The following is a 23,725-nucleotide window of genomic DNA, read 5'->3' as shown; positions in this document are numbered from 1 at the left end:
TGCATGGCTTGAAATCAGTGATGCCTCTACGTCTGCGTACGGGACGGCGGCTCATTGACAACACTTTGAGAGAAAAGGGAGCGTTATGCGCCATACCTTGGTTTTATCCGCATTGCTGGGCACCGGCCTGTTGGCCGCCACTTCCATCAGCCAGGCCGCCAACAACAGCCTGGTGTTCTGCTCCGAAGGCAGTCCCGCCGGTTTCGACACGGCGCAGTACACCACTGCGACCGACAACGACGCTGCCGAGCCGCTGTACAACCGGTTGGCAGAGTTTGAAAAAGGCGCGACCAATGTCGTACCGGGCCTGGCCACGAGCTGGGATATTTCCGAGGACGGCCTCAAATACACCTTTCACCTGCGCGAAGGGGTGAAGTTTCATACCACCAAGTACTTCACGCCGACCCGCGACTTCAACGCCGATGACGTGCTGTTCACCTTCAATCGCATGCTCGACCCGCAACAACCTTTCCGTAAGGCCTATCCGACAGAGTTTCCGTACTTCAACGGCATGAGCCTGAACAAGAACATCGCCAAGGTCGAAAAGACCGGGCCGCTGACCGTAGTCTTTACGCTCAATAGCGTGGACGCCGCGTTCATCCAGAACATCGCCATGAGCTTCGCCGCCATCCTTTCGGCCGAGTACGCCGACAAGCTGCTGGCCGAAGGCAAGCCGAGCGACATCAACCAGAAGCCGATCGGCACCGGGCCGTTCGTGTTCAAGAGCTACCAGAAAGACTCGAACATCCGTTACACCGGTAACAAGCATTACTGGGACCCGAGCCGGGTCAAGCTCGACAACCTGATTTTCGCCATCAACACCGACGCCTCGGTGCGCGTGCAGAAACTCAAGGCCGGCGAGTGCCAGATCACCTTGCACCCGCGCCCTGCCGATGTGACCGCACTGAAGAACGACCCGGCCCTGCAACTGATCGAGAAGCCGGGTTTCAACCTCGGCTACATTGCCTACAACGTGCGCCACAAGCCATTCGACCAGCTCGAAGTACGCCAGGCGCTGGACATGGCAGTGAACAAGCAAGGCATTCTCAATGCCGTCTACCAGGGCGCGGGGCAACTGGCGGTCAACGCCATGCCGCCGACCCAATGGTCCTACGATGACACGATCAAGGACGCCGCCTACAACCCGGAAAAAGCCAAGGAGCTGCTCAAGGCTGCCGGCGTCAAGGAAGGCACCGAAATCACCCTCTGGGCCATGCCGGTCCAGCGTCCGTACAACCCCAACGCCAAGTTGATGGCCGAGATGCTCCAGGCTGACTGGGCGAAGATCGGCCTCAAGGTCAAGATCGTCAGCTATGAGTGGGGCGAGTACATCAAGCGCACCAAGAATGGCGAGCACGACATCAGCCTGATCGGCTGGACCGGTGACAACGGTGACCCGGACAACTGGCTGGGCACGCTCTATAGCTGCGACGCCATTGGCGGTAACAACTACTCGATGTGGTGTGATCCGGCTTACGACAAGCTGATCAAGCAGGCCAAGGTCGTCACCGACCGCGACCAGCGCACCCTGCTCTACAAACAGGCGCAGCAGTTGCTCAAGCAGCAAGTGCCGATCACGCCCGTCGCCCACTCAACGGTCAACCAGCCGCTGAGCGCCAAAATCGAAGGGTTCAAAGTGAGCCCGTTCGGTCGCAACGTTTTCTCGGGTGTCAGCATAGAAAAATAACCGATTAGCCAGAAATGCCGGGGGGCGGATTTTCCGCCCTCACGCAGACGCTTTGCCGTCTTTTGCCAATTTGGCTGACAGCAAACGTTTGCGATGCCGTGAATGAGTTCTAAACCAATAGCCGGATCACAAAAAAAGACCGGCATAAAAAAAGAAAGTAAGGAGCTTTACCCATGAAACTGAGCAGCACCGCGTTATTGGCCTTGGCCATAAGCAGCGTAACCGCCACGGCTTACGCAGAAACCCAAAGCCAGGCTTTCACCCCGGTTACCGTGAACGAGAAAAGCGCCCAAAGTGAAGCCACCGGCTTTGTCGAAGGCCAGTCGATCACCGGCACCACTCGTAACTGGTACGCCAACGAGCAACTGCAACGCGGCGCCAAGTTCGCCTACAAGAAGGACGGCGTTTCGACCCCGACCGATCGCCGGATCAACTGGGTCCAGGGCACCATCCTCAAGTACAACTCGGGCTTCACCGAAGGCACCGTCGGTTTCAGCACTGAAGTCGCCGCCTACAACGCCGTTGCCCTGGACCGGGACCGCAAAGACCTGGCGTCCAACAACGGTGGCGCGCCGGGCTCTCGTCCAGGCGCGGGCAACAACCGTACCCTGACCAAGGAAGGCGGCGACGCTCAAGGCCAGTGGAGCAAACTGGGCCTGGCCAACGTCAAGGCCCGTATCTCCAACAGCACCCTGACCGCCGGCCGCATGAACTTCAGCAGCCCGATGGTCGACGTGATCGGTAACCGTGCGCTGCCTTCGAGCTTCCAGGGCGTGGCCATCCACAGCGAAGAGCTGAACAACCTGGCCTTCGACCTGGCCACCTTCGACCGCAACTCACCGCGTACCGAAGAAAGCCAGCGCAAATTCCGCACCGAATACGCCAACGGCATCGTCGAAACCGACCACATCTACACCGGCGGTATCACTTACAACCCGCTCGCCAGCCTGACCACCAGCCTCTGGGCGACCCAGGCTGAAGACATCTGGAACCAGTACTACTTCGGCGCCTCCCACGTACTGGGCGACAGCCAGGTACTGAGCCTGACCACCGGCCTGAACTACTACAAAACCAAGGAAACCGGTAAAGCCCTGATCGGCGATATCGACAACGACACCTACTCGTTGTCGTTCGGCCTGACCCACCAGGCCCACACCCTGACCTTCTCGTACCAGGAAGTGAACGGTAACGAGTACTTCGACTACCTGCACGAAACCAACGGCATCTACCTGGCCAACTCCCTGCTGTCGGACTTCAACGGCCCGAACGAAAAATCGTTCCAGGTTGCCTACGGTCTGAACATGGCCGAATACGGCGTGCCGGGTCTGAAATTCAACATCTACCAGGCTCGCGGCTGGGGTATCGACGGTACTCACTACACCGGCAACGGCGGCGTGGCAGGCAAGGGTTACGACGGCATCCAGTCCCAGGATGGCGAACACCACTATGAATACGGCATCGGTGCAACCTACGCCGTGCAGAGCGGCCCGCTCAAGGCCACCACGATCCGCGGCACCTACACCGCTCACCGCGCCAGCGAAAACCAGGCTGACGGCAGCATCAACGAGTTCCGTCTCGTGACCACGGTTCCGTTCAACATCCTGTAATGCCCGTGCCGAACGGCTGATTCAATGACGAATCGGCCGTTCGGCTTTTGTCCTTTAACTGATTGCAGAGGGTTCTTGATGAAAATGCTTCCCCTACGTGCGGCCATCGCGGCCGCGTTGCTCAGTGTCGCTGTCGGCGTTTCGGCCAAACCCCTGGTGGTTTGCACGGAAGCCAGCCCTGAGGGCTTCGACATGGTCCAGTACACGACTGCAGTCACCGCCGATGCCGTGGCCGAAACCATCTTCAATCGCCTGGCAGACTTCAAGCCCGGTACCACCGACGTGATTCCGGCACTGGCCGACTCCTGGGACATCAGCGAAGACGGCCTGAGCTACACCTTCCATTTGCGTAAAGGCGTCAAGTTCCACACCACCGAATACTTCAAGCCGACCCGCGACATGAATGCCGACGACGTGGTCTGGAGCTTCCAGCGTCAGCTGGACCCGAATCATCCGTGGCACAAGCTGTCGAGCGTAGGCTTCCCGTACTTTGAAAGCATGGGCTTCAAGGAACTGCTCAAGAGCGTCGAGAAAGTCGACGACAACACGGTCAAGTTCACCCTGACCCGCCGCGAAGCACCGTTCCTGGCCGACATCGCCATGGCGTTCTCCTCGATCTATTCCGCCGAGTATGCCGACCAGCTGCTCAAGGCCAACAAGACCGGCGACCTCAACAACAAGCCAGTCGGCACCGGCCCGTTCGTCTTCCAGCGCTACAACAAGGACGCCCAGGTACGCTTCAAGGCCAACCCGGAGTACTTCCGTGGCAAGCCACCGGCAGACTCGCTGATCCTGGCCATCGCCACCGACAACAACGTGCGCCTGCAGAAGCTCAAGGCCAACGAGTGCCAGGTCGCGCTGTATCCAAAACCGGATGACATCCCGAGCATCAAGAAAGACGACAAGCTGAAAGTCGATGAACTGAACGCGATGACCGTTTCGTACATCGCCATGAACACCACGCACAAGTACATGAGTGACGTGCGGGTGCGCAAAGCCATCGACATCGCCTTCGACAAAGAGGCGTACGTCAATGCGTTGTTCGGCAAAGGCAATGCAACCGCTGCGGTCAACCCGTATCCGGACACCCTGCTGGGCTACAACCACAGCCTGAAGAACCCGGCCCATGACCTGGACAAGGCTCGCGCCCTGCTCAAGGAAGCCGGCGTACCGGAAGGCACCACCTTCACCCTGTTCACCCGCAACGGTGGCGGTCCGACCAACCCGAACCCGATGCTCGGCGCGCAGATGATGCAAGCCGACCTGGCCAAGGTCGGGATCAAGATCGACATCCGCGTGATGGAATGGGGCGAAATGCTCAAACGCGCCAAAAACGGCGAACACGACATGGTTTCCGCCGGATGGGCGGGCGATAACGGCGACCCGGATAACTTCCTGACGCCTATGCTCAGTTGTGAAGCGGCCAAGAACGGAGAAAACTACGCTCGCTGGTGCAATGACAAATTCCAGGCGCTGATCGACCAGGCCCGGGAAAAAACCGATCCGGCCGAACGTGCAGCGCTCTACGAACAGGCCCAGGTTATTTTCAACCAGGACCAGCCGTGGATCAGCATGGCGCACACTAGAATGTTTACCGCAATGCGCAACAACGTAGAGGGCTACAACATTAGCCCACTCACCACCAATAACTTCGCCACCACCCAGGTGAAGTAGATAAGAAAACTCCCGGCATGCCTGACCCAGGCATGCCGGGCACGCCTAACCGGCTGATGAGGTACACCTTACGATGTTTAGTTTTATTGCCCGCCGACTGGGGTTACTGATCCCCACGTTTTTCGGCATCACCTTGCTGACTTTCGCGTTGATTCGCATGATCCCTGGCGACCCCGTGGAAGTCATGATGGGCGAACGCAGAGTCGACCCGGAAATGCACGCTCAGGCAATGGAACGCCTAGGTCTGAACAAACCCCTGTATGCCCAGTACCTGGATTACATCGGCAAACTGGCCCACGGCGATCTCGGTGAATCCCTGCGAACCCGTGAAAGCGTCTGGACCGAATTCACCTCTCTATTCCCCGCGACCCTGGAACTGTCCTCGGCCGCGCTGTTGTTCGCCGGTGTCCTGGGCCTCTTGGCCGGGGTGATCGCGGCACTCAAGCGAGGATCCCTGTTCGACCATGGGGTGATGGGTGTCTCCCTGGCGGGATACTCGATGCCGATCTTCTGGTGGGGCCTGATCCTGATCATGTTCTTCTCGGTGAGCCTGGGCTGGACCCCGGTGTCCGGGCGCATCGACCTGCTCTACGACATCGAGCCACGCACCGGCTTCATGCTGATTGACACCTTGCTGGCCGGCGAGCCGGACGCCTTCTTCGACGCCCTGCACCATCTGATCCTGCCGGCCATCGTGCTGGGTACCATCCCGCTGGCGGTGATCGCGCGGATGACCCGTTCGTCGATGCTCGAAGTACTGCGCGAGGACTACATCCGCACCGCCAAGGCCAAGGGCCTGTCGCCGTCGCGCGTGGTGTTCGTGCACGGTCTGCGTAACGCGTTGATTCCGGTACTGACCGTGGTTGGCCTGCAAGTCGGCACATTGCTCGCCGGTGCGGTCCTGACCGAAACCATCTTCTCGTGGCCGGGCATCGGCAAATGGCTGATCGAAGCCATTGGCGCCCGGGACTACCCCGTCGTACAAAACGGCATCCTGTTAATCGCCTGCCTGGTGATTGTGGTCAACTTCGTAGTGGACATCCTCTACGGCTTTGCCAACCCACGCATCCGTCATCAGCGCTGAGATCATGACCATGACCACTCCAATTCCATCGGTAGCAGTCGATCAAAGCCTGCTGTACCCGTCTCCGTACAAAGAATTCTGGCAAGCGTTCTCCAAGAACAAAGGCGCCGTCGCCGGCCTGATGTTCATGCTGCTGGTGATTTTCTGCGCCATCTTCGCCCCGTGGGTTGCCCCCCACGATCCGAGCGAGCAGTACCGCGATTTCCTGCTGACCCCGCCAGCCTGGCTGGAAGGTGGGCAACTGCAATTTCTGCTCGGTACCGACGAACTGGGCCGCGACCTGCTGTCGCGCCTGATCAATGGTTCGCGCCTGTCGTTGCTGATCGGTTTGTCGTCGGTGGTGATGTCGCTGATTCCGGGGATTCTCCTGGGCCTGTTCGCCGGGTTCTACCCGCGGATTCTCGGCCCGACCATCATGCGTCTGATGGACATCATGCTGGCCCTGCCGTCGCTGCTGCTGGCCGTGGCGATTGTCGCCATCCTCGGCCCTGGCCTGATCAACACCATCATTGCCATCGCCGTGGTTTCGTTGCCGTCCTATGTTCGTCTGACCCGCGCCGCGGTGATGGGCGAGCTGAACCGCGACTACGTGACCGCCGCGCGCCTGGCCGGTGCCGGCCTGCCACGCCTGATGTTCGTCACCGTGCTGCCTAACTGCATGGCGCCGCTGATCGTTCAGGCCACCCTGAGCTTCTCTTCGGCGATCCTCGATGCCGCTGCACTGGGCTTCCTCGGCCTTGGCGTACAACCGCCAACCCCTGAGTGGGGCACCATGCTGGCTTCGGCCCGCGACTACATCGAACGCGCCTGGTGGGTCGTGAGCCTGCCTGGTTTGACCATTTTGCTCAGCGTGCTGGCAATCAACTTGATGGGTGACGGCCTGCGCGATGCGCTGGACCCGAAACTCAAGAATGCCGCCTGAGGAGATTCCCATGTCACTGCTAGAAATCAAGAATCTCAACGTTCGCTTCGGCGACAAAAACGCCACGCCAGTAGTCGATGGCCTCGACCTGCAAGTGGACAAGGGCGAAGTGCTGGCCATCGTTGGCGAATCGGGTTCCGGCAAGTCCGTGACCATGATGGCGCTGATGGGCCTGATCGAGCATCCGGGGATCGTCACTGCCGACGCCCTGAATTTCGACGGCAAGAACATGCTCAAGCTCAACAATCGCCAGCGTCGGCAGATCGTCGGTAAAGACCTGTCCATGGTCTTCCAGGATCCGATGACCGCGCTGAACCCGAGCTACACCGTCGGCTTCCAGATCGAAGAAGTGCTGCGCCTGCACCTGAAAATGTCCGGCAAGGCGGCCCGCAAGCGTGCCATCGAACTGCTGGAAAAAGTCGAGATCCCGGGTGCCGCCAGCCGTATGGACGCCTACCCGCATCAACTGTCCGGTGGTATGAGCCAGCGTGTCGCGATTGCCATGGCGATTGCCGGCGAACCGAAACTGCTGATCGCCGACGAACCGACCACCGCACTGGACGTCACCATTCAAGCGCAGATCATGGACCTGCTGCTGGCGTTGCAGAAAGAGCAGAACATGGGCCTGGTGCTGATCACCCACGACCTCGCCGTCGTGGCCGAAACCGCCCAGCGCGTGTGCGTGATGTACGCCGGCCAGGCGGTCGAAGTCGGTCAGGTGCCGCAACTGTTCGACATCCCGGCACACCCGTACAGCGAAGCGCTGCTCAAGGCGATTCCGGAACACAGCCTGGGGGCCGCGCGCCTGTCGACCCTGCCGGGCATCGTGCCCGGTCGCTACGACCGCCCGCAGGGTTGCCTGCTGTCGCCACGCTGCCCGTACGTGAAAGACAACTGCCGTCAACAACGTCCGGCCCTTGACCAGAAAAGCAACAGCCTCGCTCGCTGCTTCTACCCGCTGAACCAGGAGGTGGCGTAATGGCCGTCGTTCTTACCGCCCGCGACCTGACCCGTCACTACGAGGTGTCCCGAGGCCTGTTCAAGGGGCACGCCACCGTACGCGCCCTCAACGGCGTGTCGTTCGAACTGGAAGCCGGCAAGACCCTCGCTGTCGTAGGCGAGTCGGGTTGCGGCAAGTCCACCCTGGCCCGTGCCTTGACCCTGATCGAAGAGCCGTCCTCCGGCTCCTTGAAAATCGCCGGACAGGAAGTCGCCGGTGCCGACAAGGCCCAGCGCAAGCAACTGCGCAAAGACGTGCAGATGGTGTTCCAGAGCCCGTACGCCTCGCTGAACCCACGGCAGAAAGTCGGTGATCAACTAGGTGAGCCGCTGCTGATCAACACCAACCTGAGCGCCGCGGAACGTCGTGAGAAAGTCCAGGCGATGATGAAGCAGGTGGGCTTGCGTCCCGAGCACTACCAGCGTTATCCGCATATGTTCTCCGGCGGTCAGCGCCAGCGGATCGCCCTGGCCCGCGCGATGATGCTGCAACCGAAAGTGCTGGTGGCGGACGAACCGACTTCGGCACTGGACGTGTCGATTCAGGCGCAGGTACTCAACCTGTTCATGGATTTGCAGCAAGAGTTCAACACCGCCTACGTGTTCATCTCCCACAACCTGGCGGTGGTACGCCACGTTGCCGACCATGTGATGGTGATGTACCTCGGTCGCCCGGTGGAAATGGGCACGAAAGAGGACATTTACTCCCGTCCCCTGCACCCCTACACCCAGGCGCTGCTGTCGGCGACACCGGCCATCCATCCGGATCCGAACAAGCCGAAAATCAAGATCGTCGGCGAATTGCCCAACCCGCTGAACCCGCCGTCCGGCTGCGCCTTCCACAAGCGCTGCCCGTATGCCACCGAGCGATGCAGTACTGAAGAGCCGGCCCTGCGCCTGCTCGCCGGCCGCCAGGTGGCTTGCCACTACGCCGAGCAATTCCTCGACGGCGCGGCATAAAAAACTGTGGGAGCTAGCCTGCTCGCGAAGGCGTCATGCCAGTCAGTATCAATGTCGACTGACAGATCGCTTTCGCGGGCAGGCTCGCTCCCACAGGGATTGAGTTGTCCAATTAGTTGAAGTTAACCCGACCCCTTCCGCCTCGATTGCGCATCAGTCAGGTAGAAGGGGTTTTCTTTTGCCCGCCATCGAGCGACTACGTCTGGCTGTCGCCCTCTTCCTCATCGGAGTCCGGCTCGTCGGTGGTCGAGTCATCGTCGTTGTCAGCACCACCCTGCCCCTGATCTCCCGGTTCCGATTCGGACTTGGCGAGCATCAGCCCCGCATAACCCGCCTGCCCGCTCGAAGCCTGCTCACCGTGGTTGGTGCACTCGGCCCACGCCATCGAAGTCCCGAGCGAGAGCATCACCAACACCTTCAACAGCAGTAAAACGCGAAACAACCTGTTCATAGCCGATTCCTTCCTTTCGTTGAGTGCCTGTCTGGCGCTGAGTCAAATCTAGTTCCGATCAGCCGGGTTCTCCAGATTGGACGCTGTCGAGCGGGGGAAAATGCAGTGGGTTTGGAGATTGGTTTGGAATAGGGGTTATTCACAATTCCACTAACACCGAGGAACCCTGTGGGAGCGAGCCTGCTCGCGATGGATGCTAACGATGACGCGCTCTGTCTGGATAAACGCAGCGCGGCTGGAATCATCGTCGGATCGCCGCCCGGAGCAAGCTCGCTCCTACAGGGAATTGCAACAGGATCGAGTAGGAGGCGGGGTTGCCCCCGCCGTCCTCTCACACCACCGTACGTACGGTTCCGTATACGGCGGTTCCTGCCTACTGACAAACAACGTCAGCGAGCTTGGTTCCGTTGATGTGTCGCCTGCGGTATCTAAGCGCCCAGACCGGCCCTCGGAGCTTCCGGCTCCTACCTCCTAATGGTCTTGACCTCCGCTACGCGGAGTTTCTGCTTTACGCTCCAACAGAGATCACACCCGACTATCCACTCATGGCAGGTTCAGCCCTTCATCACTCCGGTTTCGAGCAACTACTACGGCCTCTGCTGACTTCTGTCGCCCATCCCGTCATCTCGCGACGCCGGTAGCACATGGCAGGCTAAACAGATCTCCCAGGGTAATTCGCGCGACCTTCCTGCTTATGCCTGTCGGATCTACGTCGCAGCGTTCCGTGCAAGTATCGGGCTTTGAAGATATTGGCCTTCTTACCCCGCTGCGCCGCCTCTATCCGCTTCCTGTTCGTCAGGCCAGCATTTTGCCTCGGGCTTCCTTCAGATTCGCAGTCACCCGCGACACCCTTGCCTCTGGCTAACACTTCCCCTTGCCGGGTGTGTAGAGGACTTTCACCTCCAAGTCACCAGCGTGGCCACCACAGCCAAGCTGGTTGCGCTTACGCGCAACGCGCCATGCCTGGCGCACCAATAAAAAACCCCGCTGCTTTCGCAAACGGGGTTTTGGGTATTTCAACTCAGCGCTTAATGATGCTCGCGCGTCGCACGGAATTTCACGTCCGGCCAGCGCTCTTCCATCAGGGCCAGGTTGACCCGCGTAGGCGCGAGGTAGGTCAGGTGACCACCGCCGTCCAGTGCCAGGTTTTCCACAGCCTTGTTGGAGAATTCCTCAAGCTTCTTCTTGTCACTGCATTCGATCCAGCGTGCCGAGTAAACGGTGATCGGCTCGTAGGAGCACTCGACCTTGTATTCCTCTTTCAAACGGCTGGCGACCACATCGAACTGCAGCACACCGACGGCACCGAGGATGATGTCGTTGCTGCGTTCCGGGAAGAACACCTGGGTCGCGCCTTCTTCGGCCAGTTGTTGCAGGCCCTGACGCAGCTGCTTGGATTTCAGCGGATCTTTCAGGCGCACGCGGCGGAACAGTTCCGGGGCGAAGTGCGGGATACCGGTGAAGCCCAGGACTTCGCCTTCACTGAAGGTGTCGCCGATCTGGATGGTGCCGTGGTTGTGCAGGCCGATGATGTCGCCGGCAAACGCTTCCTCCAGTTGCTCACGCTCGGAGGAGAAGAACGTCAGGGCATCGCCGATGCGCACGTCCTTGCCAGTGCGCACGTGACGCATCTTCATGCCTTTTTCGTACTTGCCGGAGCAGATACGCATGAAGGCGATACGGTCGCGGTGTTTCGGGTCCATGTTCGCCTGGATCTTGAAGATGAAGCCCGAAAACTTCTCTTCCACCGGCTCCACGGTGCGCTCGTTGGCCACGCGTGCCAGTGGGCGCGGAGCCCAATCGACCACGGCGTCGAGGACGTGGTCGACACCGAAGTTGCCCAGTGCCGTACCGAAGAACACCGGGGTCAGTTGACCGTCGAGGAACTCCTGCTGGTTGAACTCGTGACAGGCGCCCTGCACCAGTTCCAGCTGCTCGATGAAACGCTCGTACTCGTCGCCCAGGTGGGCGCGCGCTTCATCGGAGTCGAGCTTCTCGATGATCTTGGTTTCGGTGCGCTCGTGGCCGTGACCGGCGGTGTACACGATGATGTAGTCATCGGCGAGGTGATACACGCCTTTGAAGTCACGGTAGCAACCGATCGGCCAGGTGATCGGCGCGGCCTTGATCTTCAGGACCGCTTCGATTTCGTCGAGCAGTTCGATCGGGTCGCGGATGTCACGGTCGAGTTTGTTGATGAAGCTGACGATCGGCGTGTCACGCAGACGGCAGACGTCCATCAGGGCGATGGTCCGTGGCTCTACACCTTTACCGCCGTCGAGCACCATCAACGCCGAGTCCACCGCGGTCAGGGTGCGGTAGGTATCTTCGGAGAAGTCTTCGTGGCCCGGGGTGTCGAGCAGGTTGATCATGTGTTCGCGATACGGGAACTGCATGACCGACGTGGTAATGGAGATACCACGCTGCTTTTCCATTTCCATCCAGTCGGAGGTGGCATGGCGATCGGATTTACGAGATTTCACCGTACCGGCTACCGCAATCGCCTTGCCCATCAGCAAGAGCTTCTCGGTGATGGTGGTCTTACCGGCATCGGGGTGGGAAATAATGGCGAAAGTGCGGCGTTTCGCGACTTCGGCGGCCTGTTTGGTCATGGGAAATCGCCTGGCAGGTGATTCAAAAAAGGGCGCAGATTATAGCCCAAGTTGATCCAAGAACCGAACCGTTGAGCACATTAGGGGTGGCCAAATGCTGCCGCAGATGGGAACCTTTTAAAGCACGGAGACGTCCACTCCCCCGTTACGACCACTCGTCGGGGGCCTGAAACACCTGCAATTCGGCCTGACGAGGCTGTGTTCATGGCTCGAAAAGCTGTGTGCCTACCCTCTGTAGGAGCGAGCTCGCTCGCGATGGACGTCAACGATAACGCTGGGCACCTGAATGTACGCGTTGCCTGGACGTTCATCGCGAGCAAGCTCGCTCCTACAGTGGAACGCGCTCGGCATGAGCTGCTTCTCGCGATCACTTTTTCGGCAGCCAGGAATGGCCTTGCCACACGAAAAAGTGTTCGCCGACTGAAAAAAGGAGTCCGCCTGTGGCTATCCACTATGGCAAAGGGCTGATAGGAGGCGCGCTGGTATTCGCCCTTCTGGCCCTGCTGATCCAATGGATCGGCATCAACACGATCGAACACTACCGCGACGATTTATTGTTTTACCTGCAAGCTCATCTGGTTCTCGTCCTTGCTTCCATGCTGGCCGCCCTTGTCGTGGGCATTCCTGCCGGCATCCTCCTCAGCCGCCCGTCCATGGTCGGCCGCGCCGAACGCTTCATGCAGCTCTTCAACATTGGCAACACCGTTCCGCCCCTGGCCGTCCTGGCCATCGCCCTGGGCATCCTTGGCATCGGCAGCGGCCCGGCCATCTTCGCCCTATTCCTCGCCTCCTTGCTGCCTATCGTGCGCAATACCTACGAAGGCCTGAAAAACGTTCAGGGTTCGCTCAAGGAAGCCGCAGTCGGCATCGGCATGACCCCGTTCCAGGTGCTATGGAAAGTCGAATTGCCGAACGCCGTGCCGATCATCATCGGTGGTGTGCGCGTGGCATTGGCGATCAATGTCGGGACAGCGCCGTTGGCGTTCCTGATCGGCGCCAACAGTCTCGGCAGCCTGATCTTCCCCGGCATCGCCCTGAACAATCAGCCGCAATTGCTGCTCGGCGCGGCCTGCACCGCCCTGCTGGCCTTGTTGCTCGACGGCCTGGTGACACTCGCCAGCCGCCTCTGGCTCGAACGCGGCTTGCGCCCGTCTTAAGCCCCGGCAAAGGAATCGTCATGAAAACTTCAAGCTTTTTACTAGGCTGCGTCCTGCTGTGCGCAGGATTTGCCCAAGCCGCTGACAAACCGGTGATCCGCATCGGCGCCCGGGTGTTCACAGAACAGACCCTGCTGGCGGAGATCACCGCCCAATACCTGCGAACCAAAGGTTACGACGCTCAGGTCACCGGTGGATTAGGCAGCAACCTGGCCCGCAGTGCCCAGGAAAGCGGGCAACTGGACATGGTCTGGGAGTACACCGGCGTATCGCTGGTTTCCTACAACCATGTCACGGAAAAACTCGACAGCCAGCAGTCATTGGCACGGGTCACCGAGCTGGACGCGAAGAAAGGCCTGACCTGGCTTTCACCGTCGAAATTCAGCAACACCTATGCATTGGCGCTGCCGGCGAACATCGCCGCCGAGTACCCCCAGGTCCACACCATCAGCGACCTCAATCGCACATTGCGCGCCGAGGCCAAGGACAATCCGCTGGTGGCGCTGGACACCGAGTTTGCCAACCGCTCCGACGGTCTGGCCGGCATGGTCAAGCGCTACGACATGGACCTGACCCGTAAAAATATCCGGCAGATGGACGCTGGCCTCGTCTACACCGCCCTGCGCAACGGCCAGGTATTTGCGGGCCTGGTCTACACCACTGACGGACGCTTGAGCGCGTTCAAGCTCAAGTTGCTGGAAGACGACAAGCACTACTTCCCCGACTACACCGCCGCGCCGGTTGTCCGCCAGGCCTACCTCGATGCCCATCCGAAACTCGCCGAACAGCTCAAACCATTGGCGGACCTGTTCGACGACGAAACCATGCGCCAGCTCAACGCGCGGGTTGATGTCGATCACCAAAGCCCTTCATCCGTTGCCGCAGATTTCCTGCGCCAGCATCCGTTGAACTGAGGAGCAGACGTTATGGATTTTCTCAACGCCTTTTCCCATCTCGACTGGGCACAAGTGCTTCATTTGACCTGGCAACACATCACGCTGGTTGGCATCGCCGTGACCCTGGCGATTCTGGTTGGTGTGCCGCTGGGCATCCTGATGACACGCTTCCCCAGCCTCGCCGGGCCATTGCAAGCCAGCGCCACGGTGCTGCTGACCGTGCCATCGATTGCCCTGTTCGGCCTGCTGCTGCCGTTCTATTCCAAGTTCGGCCAGGGCCTGGGGCCGATGCCGGCGATTACCGCGGTTTTCCTGTACTCGCTGCTGCCGATCATGCGTAACACCTACCTGGCCCTGACCAGCGTCGAACCGGGCATACGCGAAGCCGCCCGCGGCATCGGCATGACTTTCGGCCAGCGCCTGCGCATGGTCGAACTACCCATCGCCGTGCCGGTGATCCTCGCCGGCGTGCGCACCGCCGTAGTGATGAACATCGGCGTCATGACCATCGCCGCCACCATCGGCGCCGGCGGCCTCGGCGTGCTCATCCTCGCCTCCATCAGCCGCAGCGACATGTCGATGCTGATCGTCGGTGCCGTACTGGTCAGTGTGCTGGCGATCATCGCCGACCTGATCCTGCAAGTGCTGCAACGCTCGCTGACTCCAAAAGGACTCCTGAAATGATCGAACTTCAAAACCTCAGCAAGACCTTCCAAAGCAACGGCAAAGATGTGAAAGCCGTGGACTCGGTAAGCCTGACCGTCAATGAAGGCGAAATCTGCGTGTTCCTCGGGCCATCGGGTTGCGGCAAAAGCACCACGCTGAAAATGATCAACCGCCTGATCAAACCGACCTCGGGCAAGATCCTGATCAATGGCGAAGACACCACCGGCCTCGACGAAGTGACCCTGCGTCGCAACATCGGCTACGTGATCCAGCAGATTGGTCTGTTCCCAAACATGACCATCGAGGAGAACATCGTGGTGGTGCCGAAACTGCTCGGCTGGGACAAGCAGAAATGCCACGACCGCGCCCGCGAGTTGATGAGCATGATCAAGCTTGAACCCAAGCAATACCTGCATCGTTATCCGCGGGAGCTGTCCGGTGGCCAACAACAGCGGATTGGCGTAATTCGCGCACTGGCCGCCGATGCGCCACTGTTGCTGATGGACGAACCCTTCGGTGCGGTCGACCCGATCAACCGCGAGATGATCCAGAACGAATTCTTCGAAATGCAGCGGGCGCTGAACAAGACCGTGATCATGGTCAGCCATGACATCGACGAGGCGATCAAGCTCGGCGACAAGATCGCCATCTTCCGTGCCGGCAAACTGCTACAGATCGATCACCCGGACACTCTGCTCGCGCACCCGGCGGATGAGTTTGTCAGTAACTTCGTCGGCCAGGACAGCACACTCAAGCGCCTGCTGCTTGTAAAAGCCGAAGACGCGGCGGACAACGCACCCTCCGTCAGCCCGCAAACCCCGGTGGCCGAAGCGCTGGAGTTGATGGACGAGCATGACCGACGCTATGTGGTGGTCACTTGTGCCGAGAACAAAGCCCTGGGTTACGTGCGACGTCGCGACCTGCACCGTCAGACCGGCACCTGTGCGCAGTACCAATGCGAGTTCAACGCCACGGCGGCGTACGACGAACATTTGCGCATCCTGCTGTCGCGCATGTACGAGTTCAATCGGGCGTGGCTGCCGGTGATGGATGCCGAGCGGGTGTTCCTTGGCGAGGTCACTCAGGAGTCGATTGCGGCTTACCTGAGCTCAGGCCGCTCCCGCGGCGCCAAGACCAGTATTGTTTCACCGGCTGAAGTAGCACTCACTTGATAGATTATCTTCCATAGTCCATTTCGCTTGGCCCATCACCACCTCAAGAGGAAAAACGGAGATAGGGTCAAGTGCTGGTGCTATGTAAATTCGCAATCGTTAACAAACGAACATTAAAGACTATCAAAAGTGATTGGTCCGCTATTGCCTGGAAAAAGTTCTACTCAATCGGGAGCACAGCTACACGCTCTCACAAATAAACTTACCTGGTTATAGAGGTCACCCATGAAAACCAACAATTCGACATCACCTGCCACACCGACACCCGAGGCCAACTCCGTGGAGCCAAAGGTCATGGCTGGTCCACCCACACAAATCGTCATAGGAGGCCTAGCAGACCCGCAACTTGTCAAAAAAGGGGGAAACTTCAAACTGGTGATCGCGGCAAAACTCGTCGATAAAGACGGCAGGGAAATTCCAGGCGTTACCTCCGCGTGGACGACAACTACAGCTGGCGCCACTATCAATCGAGGTCCTGGAAACATGAACGGGACATTCACGTTAAACAATGTGCAACAAAACACCATTATTCAATTTACCGTTACCACGCAGCAGTACCCAGCCATTCGCAAGAGCGTAAGCCTTAGGCTTAACGTCTACTGATCGGCGACCGTTCCCGTATTTCGCGGTCGATTAGTGTCACTCTGATCGACCTTGCTCTTGTTCGGGAGCGCAGCAGCCGTAGTCGCCTGACAGCTCATATGGCTCGGTAAAAATGCAAAACCTGTGGGAGCGAGCTTGCTCGCGATGGCATTTTCACAGCCAACAACGTCGTTGACTGACATTACGCTATCGCGAGCAAGCTCGCTCCCACAGGTTCTGTGCGTTTTTTCAGAGACTCACAGGCCGGAAAAAAATATCAACAGTAGCGCCTGCAAAAGCTATCCAGAAATACCTTCTTAAATAGCCAAATCCCCTCTCAGCTCACCTTCTGGCAGCCAACGTCGCCGATTTTGACGCCATCGTAGTTATCGGCGACTTGGCACACAAAAGCGTCGAACGTGCAGATATGTTTAACACTTCAAAATTCTTCGGGAACATCCGACTGTCATCTGTGTCGGTTACAAAGAGCAATGCCCGTAACGCGCGTCAGAAGAGTGCAAAAACGCGACATTTTTTGTTGATCTCAAGCCCCTCACGCCCTAAAGTTCGCGCCGAACGTCCATGCTGGAAACGATCCATCCGGCTCAAGTACTGACGACGAGACAGCAAGGCCAAGGGCGCAGCGCTCCCATGGCCTTTTTGCTTTCGGCGACATGCCTTGGGAAGTAGGCGAACCAAAGTGGGGATACGGAGGACGTTCATTTGCACCCATTGATAATTTTAGTTTGCCAGTAGGAGTTCCCAGCATGTCGATCCAGGTCGAAGACTATTTCGCGCGTGAAACCTTTCAGAAAATGAAGGCATTCGCCGACAAACAGGAAACCCCGTTCGTGGTGATCGACACCGCGATGATCAGCCAGGCCTATGACGACCTGCGCGCCGGTTTCGAATTCGCCAAGGTCTATTACGCGGTCAAGGCCAACCCGGCTGTCGAGATCATCGACCTGCTCAAGGAGAAAGGCTCGAGCTTCGACATCGCCTCGATCTATGAGCTGGACAAAGTGCTGGATCGCGGCGTCAGCGCCGACCAGATCAGCTACGGCAACACCATCAAGAAGTCCAAGGACATCCGCTACTTCTACGAGAAGGGCGTGCGCCTGTTTGCCACCGACTCCGAAGCCGACCTGCGCAACATCGCCAAGGCCGCACCGGGTTCGAAAGTCTACGTACGTATCCTGACCGAAGGCTCGACCACTGCCGACTGGCCACTGTCGCGCAAGTTCGGCTGCCAGACCGACATGGCCATGGACCTGCTGATCCTCGCTCGCGACCTGGGCCTGGTGCCTTACGGCATCTCCTTCCACGTCGGCTCGCAGCAGCGCGACATCAGCGTCTGGGACGCGGCGATCGCCAAGGTCAAAGTGATCTTCGAACGCCTGAAGGAAGAGGACGGCATTCACCTGAAGCTGATCAACATGGGCGGCGGCTTCCCGGCCAACTACATCACCCGTACCAACAGCCTGGAAACCTACGCCGAGGAAATCATTCGCTTCCTGAAGGAAGACTTCGGTGATGACTTGCCGGAAATCATCCTGGAGCCAGGCCGCTCGTTGATCGCCAACGCCGGCATCCTGGTCAGCGAAGTGGTGCTGGTCGCGCGCAAATCCCGTACTGCGGTAGAGCGCTGGGTGTACACGGATGTGGGCAAGTTCTCCGGCCTGATCGAAACCATGGACGAAGCCATCAAGTTCCCGATCTGGACCGAGAAGAAAGGCGAAATGGAAGAAGTGGTCATCGCCGGCCCGACCTGCGACAGCGCCGACATCATGTACGAAAACTACAAGTACGGCCTGCCGCTGAACCTGGCCATCGGTGATCGCCTGTACTGGCTCTCGACCGGTGCGTACACCACCAGTTACAGCGCTGTTGAGTTCAATGGTTTCCCGCCGCTGAAGTCGTTCTACGTTTAAGCATTGCGCTTGAAGCCAGATAAAACCCGTGACTGCTCACGGGTTTTTTTATGCTGGCTAATCGCACAGGTGCTCCTTAAACGAGCTTGCGTGACATCACCAACAGTTGATCGGACATGTCGCTGACCTCCAGAAGCGGACCTTCGGCCATTGTCAGTAGCGCATTGGATCGCGCCCATGTGGACCGAGGATGGTTGCTTGTCAACTTGCTCTGGGATAGCGCCAACAGGTACTGGAGCCGATAACAAAAGTCGGTGAGGTTATCCACCGCACTGGCCGCATTCGTCCGTATGTTGTTCAATCGGGCCAGGTACTGGCGCGCATTCTGTTTCCTTTCTTCTTGGGAATAATACCGATTGGGGTCATGTTCCATGCCGGGCAAGTCGATTTTTCCAACCGCATAGTAGGACTCGATCTTGGTGATCGGCTCATGGCAACTGCACAGGTGGATAGACAACGACTCAATGAACCGCACAAAAATATTGTGCAGCGTTGTGCCAATTGAAATCACGGCCTGTTCAAAGGCCTGGATGACCGTTTCAGATTGCGCCAGCCGCCGCCCGACTTCAAACATTAGATCACCCACATCCCTAGGCATACCCGCGCCCCACCCTGGCGACTTCGCCAGGGTGAACTTCATAGGATCAATATCGGCGATCTTTAATTGCAACCTCTGTTCGCCCTGGGTCAATACGCGAAACTCATCAATAAACGAGCGAGCATCAGCTATAGAGTGGCGACAGGCATTACCCAGCATAGGGACAGAAGTTTTTATCGCCTGCCAGGCAAGGTTATTAGCCTCCCCGGCTTTTACCAGCAGCAGTGCGTCAGGAGGAAGTAGCATCTTGTGTCCTGAGCGCGCAATGAGCTCCGTGTATTTCGTTATCTCTTCCAACGCCAGCGAAAGACTGCCCAGGAAGCCGATATAGCTCTTGAGAGAGTCAAAACCATCCTCATCCAACAAATAATTCTGCATACGGTGTACGCCTCTACAACGAAGTGAACGCAGGATGCCAGCAGCCTCTATGCACCGCCTGGCATCCTTTTTTGAATCAAAAAAATCATGCGCCCCTTATGACTCACAAATTAGGGCGTGAAATCGGTAGTAGGTAGGCAATAAACGCCTCGATTTCAATCAGGATCTTATCAGCCTCAGCCTCGCTGTAACCTCCAACACTCGCCACCTTCGACATGAACAGGGAGACCGCCTCAATTACCTTTTTATATTCTGGTTTGATCAACAAGTGCTGCTCATCAAGACCGTGAACAACGTCGATGAACTCTTGTTTTTTACCTGCTACACGAACACTTTCCTCCTGCTCGACAATTTTCGAACGCAGGGCGGCAACCATCTCTCGCAACTCTCTGCTTCGGTCCAACATGAATAAAAACGAAATATTCTTAACGACCCCTTCCACTGCTTTTTTCAGTTGCTCGATGGCCAACAACACCAACTGGGCTTCGACGGGGGCAAGGCGCATATCATTGACTTTATCAATGGTCAAACTGACTTCCTTGCCAATCTCTTCGATACCCGCCTTCTCGATGATTTGAATGGCTTCCTGGATCAGCGTCTGATCCTTAAGAGCTTTTTCTAGTTGCCCATCCAACGTTGACTTGACTGCCTGTGCAGCTTTAATATCGACCGCCAACTTCGCATGAATATCAGTGGTCACCCGGCGATCAAAAACATAATCAATGCGGCCATAACTCCTGGATAGGGAGGACAGTTCCTGCGCAACGGACTCCTGCACATCACGCAACAGTTGCGTACCGTCGGCGACTATTTCCTCAATGGTTTCTTCATCGCCCGCACCATTGATTTCTCGTGCCAGTTCTTTTTTTACCTGCGCCAACTGATTGCGAATACTCTCAAGTCGCTGTTTGCTCCCGACTGCCGATACTTGTAATACCCGAGAACTGTCGAACACATTGTCAACCAACCGCTCAAACCTGGCATTGACTTCAGGTAAATACTGATACAGCTCGGACAGTACTGTCGCCCTGGAGAAATCAATGCGCATCTGTTTTTTTGCGTTGGACAACAGCGAAATATCCAGCGTTGCGTAGCCTTGACCCTCTACCGACTCACCACTTCGAAACGCCGAAATTTTCGCCACGCTACCCACTCCTTGAGATTGATATTCTTTATCTGCCTCAGCAAAGATTCGCACCAATTCACCCGCATCGATTTCTACCTTTACCCACGACTCAACGACCCGAGCAAATGTTGTCATAAACTTATAAAGCTTTAACCCATCATTAATCTTTTCCATTTCCTCAACAGACTGGCTGACATAGTGATCAATCACATTCCAGACATGGCGCAGATTGTTAGTCGCCACTTCCGCATTGAGCGAGGCCACCTTACAGTTCTGTAAGTCCTGCTCCACTCGCTTCAAAGATCCCAGCGTAATATTTTTACTATAGAGGTTGTTGATATCCGCCTCCTGCGCTTTATTCTGCCTATTCCTTTCTGCCCGAACGTTTTCGGCCTCCACTCCCAAGTAAATAGCCATGCCCAAACCGATAATATTGAGCGTTGCCGCAGAGGCCAGCGATTTTTCTACCAGTGCCTTGTATTCATTATTTAGTTTTTCAATAACCTCCGCGCGCTCTGATATTTTCTTATCTAGCAAGGCAACTTCGTGAGGGTATTTATTGGTACTGATAAACTCCAAACGTCTCTTTATTTCCGGGATGATCGTCTTTTCCAAGGCATTACCAAACTCATCCAGGTCCAGCTTTATTTTGTTGACGCTGAGTTGATAAGCATTTATTTCATCGCGAATATCTTTCAAGTAGTCAGCCAAGCCGACCACTGTCTCTTGTTCCAACGCTATACCGGGAAATACACCTTTCCACTCACGCTCAAACTTTTCTAAATCCTCATAGGTTTTGATACTGTGTTTTTTTATCAACTGTATCGCTTCATCGCTGTCATAAAAACGTGCCATTTCTCGCCCCCAAATACGCATGGAGGCACCAAAGTATTGAAGGTCCGTGCCCGTCAACATGATGCGCTCACGCAAGGGAGTCCAAGTTGATGCGTGATTACGAATCAGTTTGAACGTTGATAAAAAGTCATTGGGCGTCAACCCTGTACCGCCATCGTCTTCAGCACCATAACGCAGGAAATCCTTGACGTTTTGCAGACTCGTCGGGAATGAAAAACCGATAGAGACATATCGCTTTAGGCTAATAATCTCTTCCTTTGTCAACAGCAACCCTGGCCCCCGGATCACACCTTCTCCCTGACCGGTTGATACGTCAGCCAGGACTTTTGGAACGTCTACCGCAAGGTCCGATACTTTCTCATAATCCGCACCTCCTAACATGTCATCCCATAGCGCTTCATTACTCATAATTCAATCCATTTAATTAATATTATCCAGCTCGCAGTTCAGTGCTGCGACAATGCAAACCACTAACTCACGAGATTTTTAATATAAATCAACTGACATAATCCCGTCAAAAAACAACCATTAGAAGATAATAACAACACCAACTTACAAGCACTTTAAAAATCCATAATTCGATCCGCCGCCCACCCTTGAACCACGCGACACGGCCAGAATTCATATATAACGAAGATTAAATAAAACAACGACAGCCGTATCCTAATTAAACCCAAAGCGGCTAACGCCGGTCAGTTAAGGCGCTAAATCGGTGGGTGCGAGCTTGCTCGCGAAGAGGTCAGCACATTCACTATCAATGTTGGCTGATCCGCCGCTATCGCGACGGTGTGGCGATCCGACAAGCTTGCTCGCGCATGGGTTTCGCTTAACTGACCGGCATGACCCAAAGCGGCCTGTTTTTTTGTACGCAAACGTGCAGTGCGCCTATGAGGTCAACACCTGTGCCTGCTCAAGGTAGGCCTCGGCCAACGCTAGCAAGCCGACATGCCGCAAGGTTTGGGCTGCTTTGCGCAAGAACTTGGCATTGCCGCCTGTCAATGCCCTGTGCAACCAGACCAGCGCCTGGTCCGACTGCCCTTGCTCGAACAAGCAGGCGCCATAACTGAACTGGCCGCGAAAGTCCCCGCCTTCAGCCGAACGCCGATACCACTCAAGTGCACCTTTTGGGTCCGCCGGGCAGTACCGACCTTCTTCCAAATACCGGCCCAGCAGGTTCATCGACTTGGCATGGCCCAAGTGCGCGGCACGGTGATAACACGCCAGTGCCTGCGTGTGGTCTTCTATCACCCCGCGTCCGGTGGCGAGCAGGTTGGCGTAGTTGTACAAGCCCCAGTCCAGCCCACCGCCGGCAGCCTGGCGGTAATGCCGTGCCGCGGCAGTGGCATCGGACACACAACCCCAGCCGTGTTCATGGCAACGACCGAGCATGTTGTGCGCCATCAGGTGCCCGCCGTTGGCGGCGATCTGGAACCAGCGCAAGGCGAGCGCCTCGTCCTTGGCGATGCCCTGCCCTTGCAGCAGGATCTGCCCCAGCAATGCCTGGCCGTCGAGGATGCCGGCCCTGGCTGCCAGCAGAATCGCCTGGGCCGCGCGTGCGGGGCTTTCGGCAAGCATGGCGCGCAGTTGCTCGCCGCTGAGGACTTCTTCGCGACGCAGTCGAAAGTTCACCGCCTAGACCTCGACCCAGCGACGCAACAGGTTGTGATACGTGCCGGTGAGGCGGATCAGCGATGGATGATCGGGCACATCGCGGGTCAGTTGCTGGATTGCCCCGTCCATCTCGAACAGCAGCGTCCGCTGGCTGTCCTCGCGCACCAGGCTTTGCGTCCAGAAAAACGAGGCGAGTCGTGTTCCGCGCGTCACCGCGTTGACCTTGTGCAGGCTGGTGCCGGGATACAGCACCATGTCCCCGGCAGGCAGCTTCACCCGTTGGGTGCCGAAGGTGTCCTGGATTTCCAGCTCCCCGCCGTCGTAATCCTCGGGCTCGCTGAAGAACAGCGTGGCGGACAAATCCGTGCGCACCCGCTCGATGCTGCCTTGGGGCTGACGCACCGCATTGTCGATATGGAAGTCGAAACTGCCACCAGCGGTGTAACAGTTCAGCAACGGAGGAAAGACTTTATGTGGTAGCGCAGCCGACATGAACTGTGGGTTTTTCCACAGCCTCTCCAGCATCGCCGCGCCGATCTCCTTGGCCAGCGGGTGCCCTTCAGGCAGCTGCAAATTGTGCTTGGCCTTGGCCGACTGGTAGCCGGCGGTGATCTTGCCATCAGCCCAATCGGCTTGTTCCAGAGCCTCGCGAATGCGCTGCACCTCGTCTTTTTCAAACAGACCGGGAATGTGCAGCAGCATGACAAAGGCACCTGAAACCAAAGGGATGTCAATGGTATTGATTCTTATTGCCCGT

General features: G+C 57.4%; 19 protein-coding genes. 13 read left to right on the top strand and 6 right to left on the bottom strand.

The window, feature by feature from the left end:
* Positions 1 to 85 precede the first annotated feature (85 nt).
* The 7 genes from AC3ITY_RS03955 to AC3ITY_RS03925 all read left to right on the top strand — a co-directional run bounded on the left by AC3ITY_RS03955 (position 86) and on the right by AC3ITY_RS03925 (position 8,933).
* Positions 86 to 1,687 carry an ABC transporter substrate-binding protein gene (locus tag AC3ITY_RS03955; RefSeq protein WP_223454120.1) on the top strand — a complete coding sequence of 534 codons (1,602 nt, stop codon included), beginning with the start codon at positions 86 to 88 and terminating at the stop codon, positions 1,685 to 1,687.
* A 173-nt stretch (positions 1,688 to 1,860) separates the two neighbouring features.
* A complete protein-coding gene (locus AC3ITY_RS03950) occupies positions 1,861 to 3,294 on the top strand; it encodes an OprD family porin (RefSeq protein ID WP_489307725.1) in 1,434 nt (477 codons plus the stop codon).
* 78 nt (positions 3,295 to 3,372) lie between these two features.
* Positions 3,373 to 4,968: an ABC transporter substrate-binding protein gene (locus AC3ITY_RS03945; protein ID WP_489307723.1), complete on the top strand. Its 1,596-nt coding sequence runs from the start codon at positions 3,373 to 3,375 to the stop codon at positions 4,966 to 4,968.
* A 73-nt stretch (positions 4,969 to 5,041) separates the two neighbouring features.
* A complete protein-coding gene (locus AC3ITY_RS03940) occupies positions 5,042 to 6,052 on the top strand; it encodes an ABC transporter permease subunit (RefSeq protein ID WP_489307722.1) in 1,011 nt (336 codons plus the stop codon).
* 10 nt (positions 6,053 to 6,062) lie between these two features.
* A complete protein-coding gene (locus AC3ITY_RS03935; RefSeq protein WP_223516079.1) occupies positions 6,063 to 6,974 on the top strand; it encodes an ABC transporter permease subunit in 912 nt (303 codons plus the stop codon).
* Between the two features lie 10 nt (positions 6,975 to 6,984).
* The gene (locus AC3ITY_RS03930) at positions 6,985 to 7,953 is read left to right on the top strand and encodes an ABC transporter ATP-binding protein (protein ID WP_008051721.1); all 969 of its coding nucleotides are present in this window, start codon (positions 6,985 to 6,987) and stop codon (positions 7,951 to 7,953) included.
* The gene (locus AC3ITY_RS03925) at positions 7,953 to 8,933 is read left to right on the top strand and encodes a peptide ABC transporter ATP-binding protein (protein ID WP_489307720.1); all 981 of its coding nucleotides are present in this window, start codon (positions 7,953 to 7,955) and stop codon (positions 8,931 to 8,933) included. Before AC3ITY_RS03930 ends, AC3ITY_RS03925 begins: the two co-directional genes overlap by 1 nt.
* 196 nt (positions 8,934 to 9,129) lie before the next feature.
* Here the strand turns inward: AC3ITY_RS03925 and AC3ITY_RS03920 are convergent, their stop codons facing one another.
* Together AC3ITY_RS03920 and AC3ITY_RS03915 are read right to left on the bottom strand one after the other, a co-directional pair.
* Positions 9,130 to 9,384 carry a hypothetical protein gene (locus AC3ITY_RS03920; protein WP_223454129.1) on the bottom strand — a complete coding sequence of 85 codons (255 nt, stop codon included), beginning with the start codon at positions 9,382 to 9,384 and terminating at the stop codon, positions 9,130 to 9,132.
* A gap of 1,028 nt (positions 9,385 to 10,412) precedes the next feature.
* Positions 10,413 to 11,996: a peptide chain release factor 3 gene (locus tag AC3ITY_RS03915; RefSeq protein ID WP_060541686.1), complete on the bottom strand. Its 1,584-nt coding sequence runs from the start codon at positions 11,994 to 11,996 to the stop codon at positions 10,413 to 10,415.
* A gap of 440 nt (positions 11,997 to 12,436) precedes the next feature.
* On the opposite strand from AC3ITY_RS03915, the gene AC3ITY_RS03910 reads away from it, so the two are divergent.
* From AC3ITY_RS03910 to AC3ITY_RS03885, 6 genes are all read left to right on the top strand, one after another.
* On the top strand, positions 12,437 to 13,153 hold the full coding sequence (locus tag AC3ITY_RS03910) for an ABC transporter permease (RefSeq protein ID WP_489307717.1): 717 nt from the start codon (positions 12,437 to 12,439) through the stop codon (positions 13,151 to 13,153).
* A 20-nt stretch (positions 13,154 to 13,173) separates the two neighbouring features.
* Positions 13,174 to 14,067 carry a glycine betaine ABC transporter substrate-binding protein gene (locus AC3ITY_RS03905; protein WP_489307716.1) on the top strand — a complete coding sequence of 298 codons (894 nt, stop codon included), beginning with the start codon at positions 13,174 to 13,176 and terminating at the stop codon, positions 14,065 to 14,067.
* Positions 14,068 to 14,079: 12 nt separating this feature from the next.
* Positions 14,080 to 14,733 carry an ABC transporter permease gene (locus AC3ITY_RS03900; protein WP_489307714.1) on the top strand — a complete coding sequence of 218 codons (654 nt, stop codon included), beginning with the start codon at positions 14,080 to 14,082 and terminating at the stop codon, positions 14,731 to 14,733.
* Entirely contained in the window at positions 14,730 to 15,887 is a 1,158-nt protein-coding gene (locus AC3ITY_RS03895) for an osmoprotectant ABC transporter ATP-binding protein OsmV (protein ID WP_489307713.1), read from the top strand. The genes AC3ITY_RS03900 and AC3ITY_RS03895 overlap by 4 nt, the downstream gene beginning before the upstream one ends.
* A 225-nt stretch (positions 15,888 to 16,112) precedes the next feature.
* On the top strand, positions 16,113 to 16,490 hold the full coding sequence (locus tag AC3ITY_RS03890) for a hypothetical protein (protein WP_489307711.1): 378 nt from the start codon (positions 16,113 to 16,115) through the stop codon (positions 16,488 to 16,490).
* A 746-nt stretch (positions 16,491 to 17,236) separates the two neighbouring features.
* On the top strand, positions 17,237 to 18,400 hold the full coding sequence (locus AC3ITY_RS03885) for a type III PLP-dependent enzyme (RefSeq protein ID WP_150727471.1): 1,164 nt from the start codon (positions 17,237 to 17,239) through the stop codon (positions 18,398 to 18,400).
* 76 nt (positions 18,401 to 18,476) lie between these two features.
* Here the strand turns inward: AC3ITY_RS03885 and AC3ITY_RS03880 are convergent, their stop codons facing one another.
* From AC3ITY_RS03880 to AC3ITY_RS03865, 4 genes are all read right to left on the bottom strand, one after another.
* Positions 18,477 to 19,376 (bottom strand): hypothetical protein, encoded by a 900-nt coding sequence (locus tag AC3ITY_RS03880; protein ID WP_489307709.1) that lies wholly within the window; start codon positions 19,374 to 19,376, stop codon positions 18,477 to 18,479.
* A gap of 103 nt (positions 19,377 to 19,479) precedes the next feature.
* Positions 19,480 to 21,765 carry an alpha-xenorhabdolysin family binary toxin subunit A gene (locus AC3ITY_RS03875; RefSeq protein WP_489307707.1) on the bottom strand — a complete coding sequence of 762 codons (2,286 nt, stop codon included), beginning with the start codon at positions 21,763 to 21,765 and terminating at the stop codon, positions 19,480 to 19,482.
* 477 nt (positions 21,766 to 22,242) lie between these two features.
* Entirely contained in the window at positions 22,243 to 22,986 is a 744-nt protein-coding gene (locus AC3ITY_RS03870; protein WP_489307706.1) for a tetratricopeptide repeat protein, read from the bottom strand.
* Positions 22,987 to 22,989: 3 nt separating this feature from the next.
* Entirely contained in the window at positions 22,990 to 23,670 is a 681-nt protein-coding gene (locus tag AC3ITY_RS03865) for a Fe2+-dependent dioxygenase (protein ID WP_489307705.1), read from the bottom strand.
* Positions 23,671 to 23,725 lie beyond the last annotated feature (55 nt).

Source organism: Pseudomonas sp. GL_091, from assembly GCF_057837725.1.
This window is presented reverse-complemented; position numbering and strand designations above follow the sequence as displayed.

Excerpts from the sequence above, each read along its gene's own strand:
- AC3ITY_RS03895 (WP_489307713.1), top strand. The coding sequence starts at position 14,730 with ATGATCGAACTTCAAAACCTCAGCAAGACCTTCCAAAGCAACGGCAAA.
- AC3ITY_RS03905 (WP_489307716.1), top strand. The coding sequence starts at position 13,174 with ATGAAAACTTCAAGCTTTTTACTAGGCTGCGTCCTGCTGTGCGCAGGA.
- AC3ITY_RS03930 (WP_008051721.1), top strand. The coding sequence starts at position 6,985 with ATGTCACTGCTAGAAATCAAGAATCTCAACGTTCGCTTCGGCGACAAA.
- AC3ITY_RS03950 (WP_489307725.1), top strand. The coding sequence starts at position 1,861 with ATGAAACTGAGCAGCACCGCGTTATTGGCCTTGGCCATAAGCAGCGTA.
- AC3ITY_RS03935 (WP_223516079.1), top strand. The coding sequence starts at position 6,063 with ATGACCACTCCAATTCCATCGGTAGCAGTCGATCAAAGCCTGCTGTAC.
- AC3ITY_RS03900 (WP_489307714.1), top strand. The coding sequence starts at position 14,080 with ATGGATTTTCTCAACGCCTTTTCCCATCTCGACTGGGCACAAGTGCTT.
- AC3ITY_RS03890 (WP_489307711.1), top strand. The coding sequence starts at position 16,113 with ATGAAAACCAACAATTCGACATCACCTGCCACACCGACACCCGAGGCC.
- AC3ITY_RS03915 (WP_060541686.1), bottom strand. The coding sequence starts at position 11,996 with ATGACCAAACAGGCCGCCGAAGTCGCGAAACGCCGCACTTTCGCCATT.
- AC3ITY_RS03880 (WP_489307709.1), bottom strand. The coding sequence starts at position 19,376 with ATGCAGAATTATTTGTTGGATGAGGATGGTTTTGACTCTCTCAAGAGC.
- AC3ITY_RS03885 (WP_150727471.1), top strand. The coding sequence starts at position 17,237 with ATGTCGATCCAGGTCGAAGACTATTTCGCGCGTGAAACCTTTCAGAAA.
- AC3ITY_RS03945 (WP_489307723.1), top strand. The coding sequence starts at position 3,373 with ATGAAAATGCTTCCCCTACGTGCGGCCATCGCGGCCGCGTTGCTCAGT.
- AC3ITY_RS03925 (WP_489307720.1), top strand. The coding sequence starts at position 7,953 with ATGGCCGTCGTTCTTACCGCCCGCGACCTGACCCGTCACTACGAGGTG.
- AC3ITY_RS03920 (WP_223454129.1), bottom strand. The coding sequence starts at position 9,384 with ATGAACAGGTTGTTTCGCGTTTTACTGCTGTTGAAGGTGTTGGTGATG.
- AC3ITY_RS03875 (WP_489307707.1), bottom strand. The coding sequence starts at position 21,765 with ATGAGTAATGAAGCGCTATGGGATGACATGTTAGGAGGTGCGGATTAT.
- AC3ITY_RS03955 (WP_223454120.1), top strand. The coding sequence starts at position 86 with ATGCGCCATACCTTGGTTTTATCCGCATTGCTGGGCACCGGCCTGTTG.
- AC3ITY_RS03940 (WP_489307722.1), top strand. The coding sequence starts at position 5,042 with ATGTTTAGTTTTATTGCCCGCCGACTGGGGTTACTGATCCCCACGTTT.
- AC3ITY_RS03865 (WP_489307705.1), bottom strand. The coding sequence starts at position 23,670 with ATGCTGCTGCACATTCCCGGTCTGTTTGAAAAAGACGAGGTGCAGCGC.